The sequence below is a fragment of the Gilliamella sp. BG2 genome (assembly GCF_046635645.1).
Lineage (GTDB): Bacteria > Pseudomonadota > Gammaproteobacteria > Enterobacterales > Orbaceae > Gilliamella > Gilliamella bombi.
This window is the reverse complement of the sequence record NZ_JBIDFF010000052.1, coordinates 1-5,785: the sequence shown is the minus strand read 5'-3', so window position 1 is coordinate 5,785 and position 5,785 is coordinate 1. Positions and strand designations below refer to the sequence as shown.

Annotated in this window: 6 protein-coding genes; 1 reads left to right on the top strand and 5 read right to left on the bottom strand. The window is 32.7% G+C overall.

Features of this window, described 5'->3' with window-relative positions:
* A partial coding sequence (locus ACGH6Q_RS11880; RefSeq protein ID WP_411592929.1) for an integrase core domain-containing protein occupies positions 1-150 on the top strand: 150 nt, incomplete at its 5' end.
* 78 nt (positions 151-228) lie between these two features.
* Here ACGH6Q_RS11880 and ACGH6Q_RS11875 read toward each other — a convergent pair.
* The 5 genes from ACGH6Q_RS11875 to ACGH6Q_RS11855 form a co-directional block, all read right to left on the bottom strand.
* Positions 229-1,170, bottom strand: a complete 942-nt coding sequence (locus tag ACGH6Q_RS11875) for a hypothetical protein (RefSeq protein ID WP_141673627.1) — start codon at positions 1,168-1,170, stop codon at positions 229-231.
* Between the two features lie 44 nt (positions 1,171-1,214).
* On the bottom strand, positions 1,215-3,203 hold the full coding sequence (locus ACGH6Q_RS11870; protein ID WP_411592928.1) for a glycoside hydrolase family 19 protein: 1,989 nt from the start codon (positions 3,201-3,203) through the stop codon (positions 1,215-1,217).
* Positions 3,181-4,338, bottom strand: a complete 1,158-nt coding sequence (locus tag ACGH6Q_RS11865) for a hypothetical protein (RefSeq protein WP_411592927.1) — start codon at positions 4,336-4,338, stop codon at positions 3,181-3,183. Before ACGH6Q_RS11865 ends, ACGH6Q_RS11870 begins: the two co-directional genes overlap by 23 nt.
* The gene (locus ACGH6Q_RS11860; RefSeq protein ID WP_411592926.1) at positions 4,338-5,336 is read right to left on the bottom strand and encodes a hypothetical protein; all 999 of its coding nucleotides are present in this window, start codon (positions 5,334-5,336) and stop codon (positions 4,338-4,340) included. Before ACGH6Q_RS11860 ends, ACGH6Q_RS11865 begins: the two co-directional genes overlap by 1 nt.
* A gap of 8 nt (positions 5,337-5,344) precedes the next feature.
* Positions 5,345-5,785 (bottom strand): DUF2345 domain-containing protein (locus ACGH6Q_RS11855; RefSeq protein WP_411592925.1); only part of this gene is annotated, 441 nt, incomplete at its 5' end.

Below are 5,785 nucleotides of genomic sequence, written 5' to 3'. Positions count from 1 at the left end.
GAAGTACTCGATTTATATCTTTTTAACAACTTAGCACAAGCAAGGAGAATAACCGAAGAATGGTTAACGATTTATAATACCGAAAGACCGCATGAGGCATTAAATAACATGACACCGATTGAGTATAAAACATTAAAACAAGCAGCATGATTTTCTATGTGAGTTGTGTACTAAGTTTGGGGCATTTACACATCAATCCTCTGCATTTATATTTTGAAATTAAAATAGTCAATTAAAACTGTTTAACATCATTGGTTCAACAGAATTTTTTTCACATTTATAGTTATTTAAACGTTTTCCATTTTGGATTATTTGAATAGACTCATTTTTTGGTTGAGTATTTATCAAGTATTGAGTATTTTTATTAACAAAAGTTATTATATGAGCACTTCCATCTTGATTAGTTAATTCTTTTATTAATTCTAATTTTATATTTGATTTATTTCCAAATCGATACAGTAAATTATGAGTTACATAATTGTAGCAAATTGATAATTGATTATTACCAATTCGACAACCGAACGCATCTTTTTCATTCTGACTCTTTTTACAAAGAGTTGAATCTTTATAAAATATATTTTGATTATAAAGTGTGATAATATCTTCATATCCCATTGAAAGTAATTTAGTATAAAACTTATCTTGCCAAACTGTATCTATATTTGTTTTTAACAAATTCTTAGCTAAAAACAAAATAAAATAATCTGTATATGAAAGGGTAGCTTTGTTAATAAAAGAATCTTGTTTTTTTGATAAAATAGTTTCAATAAATTTATCAGTATTATCATCAATATTTTCAATTGAATAATCAGTAACCTGTCCAAGGGAAAAATCTAAGTATATTTCTCCTATTTTAATTAACTTCTTATTTTTACTTGTTAAATAAGTTATTTTAGCAGGGCTTTGCATACCGCCAAATTTATCAAAAATGGATATAATTCCCAAGTCTGAAATCTCAATTGAAGGATTCATCCCTCCTATATAAATATAATTATTTACATTTCCATCTATGTCCAAGTTCAAATCAATTTGCGAAATTATACCTTCTTCAGGTTTACTGAAACGGCAATATGTATATTTACCATTGAATTTATCGCCATTGATAAATTGCCCTTTAAGATCATTTGATTTTGTTTCACTACATATTTGAGCATATAAAGGAAAATTCAAATAAAACAAAATAATAAAAATAATTTTTTTTTTTCATGTTAATTTTACCTTTGTAATGTTGTATAGAAATCTTTTAAAGCTGTTTCAACTTCTTTTACTTTATTTTTGTTATTTTCATACCATTTACTATTAACCATTGCACTTGTATCAAAAGAATAGTTATCAAACTTAATATCGTGATATAAAAGACAGTTCTTAATATTAAACTTATCGTATAAAGTGATAAGTGCCTTATTTCTTTCTACAACATGGTTATATCCACCATTTACAGCCATGGTAACTTTAAGAAAGTCATTATTTGCTGCAATGCTATTAATATTTCCCCACGCACTTCCATTTATCCAATACCAAAATGCAGATTTTATTGTAAAATCTAAAGTAGAACATACTATATCCGGGTTATCTTTAAGTGTGTTGTTATTAATATATTTACCGAAAGAGTCATAATTATAGTTATGGGTAATTTGAATAAGTCCTCTACCATGATAATTTGCGCCTCCTTTATAATTGTTCCAATGAGAAGGCGTTGAACCATCCTTATTTTTATATTCTTCTGCTGTTCTAAAAAAATCACTTTCACATAATATCTGCGATATAAAATGCGCTTTCTGAAGACAGCTAGTAACATTGTGTTGAGTAAAATACTTATTCAATTTTAAAAGAAACGTACTTAATGATGTATTTTTCAAATCGTTATTCATTTTATAAAATAATCCGTTACGCAAAATATCATTAGGCATTATTGATTTAAATTGATCTTCAGTTATATGCTTATTACACACACAACTTTCAAAATTAAAAATATGCATTGTTACAGGATGAATAAACCACGCCTTACCATCAGCGCTAAGTGTGGCTGGTGGGGAGGTTTCTGCTTCGGTGGTTGGGGTACTGGTTGCCTCGCCATTTTTTGGGGGCGTGTCGTTTTGTTGGTTTAACTTCGATAAGCCTTTAGCCACATCATCCCACCATAACATCTTTTTTATCTTCTCTTTGGTCTTTTCCCAAGCTGTTACTTGTTTTTCTAATGCTTCCATTTTGGCATAAGATTCAAATTGCGCTTTAGTCAACTTTTCCGATGGTGATTCTTTATAATCTGCAGGAAAACGGCTTATTTCTCGTCTTAGTGTTTCAAACCCTTTTGCTTCCGGAGAGTCCTTTGCTTTACCTACACTACTTAAATATGCATCGAATTTTGCTTCATCACCCGTTTGTAAATAACCTAATAGATTTTTAGCATCTTCGGTCATCTCGCTGTTTAATTCTTCCCATTTCGGCATTTTGCCTTCAGCATCAATTTCACTATACCATTCACTTTCGTAATTGACTAATACACGACTTAATGCCGTAAATAACATCGGTTTATCTGCAATACCTTTAAAACTCGCTTCTTTTATACCGGTATATATATTTGTTTCAACCGGGTGTTGCTTATCAAGGATGGATAATGTTTCTTTTATCGTTGGTTTATATTGCGATAATGAATGGTTGTCTTTATTGCGTTTTAACGATTTGTCTGCGTCAAGGTAGATGTCTTTTAATGTGGACGTTTCTTTTATCTGCGTAAAATCAAACCAATCCCAACAACAGACCCGCTTAGCACCTTCACCATTCACTAACACCCAACCACTTCTTTCTCGGTTTTTATCATCAAGTACATCGACTTTTAACCACAAGTTACCTTGTGCATCTATTGCTCGATTGTCGCTTAGTGATAACTTTGCATCATTCATCTCGACCTGTAATGCCGTGCCCACAATCAGCGCACTACTGGGTATATTGCTCGCTTGTAAAGGATGCTTAGTCCAAGCCGCCGTGTTTTCGGCTAAAGACAACTCCCCATTGGGTTTGGCTACTTTGGCAATAGCCGCTTCATTTTTTATCCATAATGTCTTTATCTCAGTATCCGATGACTGTATTTCAATTTGTAATATTTCATTATTTATTGCTTCTCCTTGAGCCTTTTTATATTCAACATTAACTCCGTTAGATATAACACTTAAAAACAAATTATGGCTTAGGATGAAAGTCATCAATTTGATCTCGCCAGCGATTATAATTCCAATCAATAATCTTGGTTTGAAGCTCCGTCAGGTAGTCTTGAGCAGCTTGTTGTTGTGCTGAATTAAGAATTTTTTCTAAACGTGTTTGAATTTCCTTGTTATATTCCCAAACTGGGGGAAGTTGGTAAGCATGCCAAGCCAGATTGTTACCTTGTTCTTCTATTTTTTGTTTTGCATAATCACTTAATAGCGACCACGCATAGGCTTTAACAACATCATGTTCACGACCTAGTCCATATAAATAGGCTTCGGTAACCCGTAATATACCAATAATCGAGCTATGCTCCGCCATTAACTGCGCATAATCAATCGACAGTTTTAAATCTTCTGATTTTAAGGATTTTCGGTATTCAGTTAATTTATTCAGTTGCTTATATTGCTGATTTTTATAGTGACGTCCTTGTTGAAATAACATTTGGGCTATCAATTTTTCGTAGCAATGATAGCCCCCTTCAAGGGCATAGTTCAGATATTTAATACTTTCTTCTAATTGTTCATCTTTGCATAGTTTCGCTATTCCTCTTTCATCAAATCCACAAGGAGCATAATGACTACTCTTACGATAAGCAAAATAGGGATATTTTAAATCAGCAAATTTATCCCATAAATAACCTCTCATTTGAATACTTCTAAACACTTTAGGCTCAACTAGTGGATTACCGGCATTATCCACTAACTGATCACGATATTTACGTATAAACTCAGCAAAAGACATCATGATTCCATCTTCTTTTCCCCTTCCATCATATAAATCTTCCCAATGAAGCAGATCATAATAATAAGGCATTGCATTTTTATCCCATTGCCAAGCATGTTTAATAAATTTTACTAAGCTATCAGGATTAACTACTCCATAGAATACTTGATCGTCGAATGCATATCGATATAGCTTTTTAGCTTCATCTATGCGTAATAATTCGTTTTCAGGAATAGTTGAAGGATAAATTGTATAGTCCATAATTGTAGTTTCCGGTTGAACAAGGTTATCATCTAAATTTAATGAATTATCAAAATAAAAATACACAATACCAATAATCAAACAAAAACCAATAGCTATAGTGATTTTCTTTAGGATTGATTTTGTTGTTTTGGTAAGATTATGCATTAAAGATACTCCAAATCATTTTGATTAAAAACATCCACTTCCACAATACGTGGTTCTAACGTACCATTATTAAATACCCGACAAGGGAGAATTTGATTTTTAGAGGATAATTTTTCAATTTCTTGGTAAATGGGGTATAGCTTTGGAAGCGTTGAGTTTTGAATATCCTTATTATTTTCATATTTATTTTTTAATTTTAACACTTTAGTTTTGGTTTTTCCCGTCAATAAAGCATATCCCCATAGAGCACCATCAGAATGAATTTGGGCTATTGCGTTGAAAACCCGATTAGAGCGATAGCAATATTGTTTTGCTTCTTCTTCTGCTGATAGATCTTTATTTGAATCATGCATCCCCCCTATTCCCCCACCAATCAAAATATCATTGAACTTTGTAATATTGGTAGCAAAATTACCATAAGTCACTTGCCCTAAACAACGGGTTTTTTGCTTTTCTGAAATCGTTTTAGCCAAACAAATTTGTTGTTCAATCATATCTTTATCACAAGTATCTTCATATGCCCCACCTCGGCAGGAGTGTAAAACAAAAATCCCTTCGTTAGGATGCCAAGGTAAAACTTCCATATTGTCTTGATCGTTAAAATAAATATCATTTCCTTCTCCTTTTAAATAAAGCGCATTATGCCCGCCATGACCAAAATAGTGAATTTGCCATAAAGCATATTGACAAGATGTTTCGGGGTGTGTGAGTTCATTATATAATTTTGTCCACTCTTCCTTAAACTCATTGGGATAGAGGAAACCTTTTATGATTCGAATTTCGGCATCTGGGTATTTTTTTTCTAATCGCTTTTTTTTATTAGTAGCAGCCCTTTCAAAGTCTGCTGCGCCATCTCCCCCATAAGCAAATAACACAAATAAAGGAGTTGGTACATTTTCTAAAACCACTAGTTCAGCAACAACTTCACCTTTCTCTAGCTTACTTGTTTTTGCACTAAATTTTATACATGTTTTAGTATTTTCATTATCATTTGGCATATTTAAACTTACCTACTAATTAATTCCAGGGTGATTATTTCGTTTTCATCCACAGAATGAAATGCTTGTGTATATCCATTTTTATCGGTTTGACCTTGCACCTTTTTGCCATTGGGGAGCGTAGCAATGTAACGTTCATTGGCGTAGATTTTTCCTGATTCATCTTTACATATAAATTTAACTGCATAATCACCAATAATGTCGGGTAACGATAAATCATCAATATTCATATCTGCCACCCCCATCTTCTGCATCACATTACATTTAAGATAGATATTATCCTGCGTGCCAAGTTCTATGCCTTCACTGCTGATTTTGATATAAGAGCCACCGCAGATAAGGGTGAGGTTGTCTTTGGCGGTAATGGTCACCTTGCCATCGACACTATCCACTTTGATATCTTGTTTGGCAGCCATATTGAAGTTGGCGTTTTGGGCTTGCACCTCGAT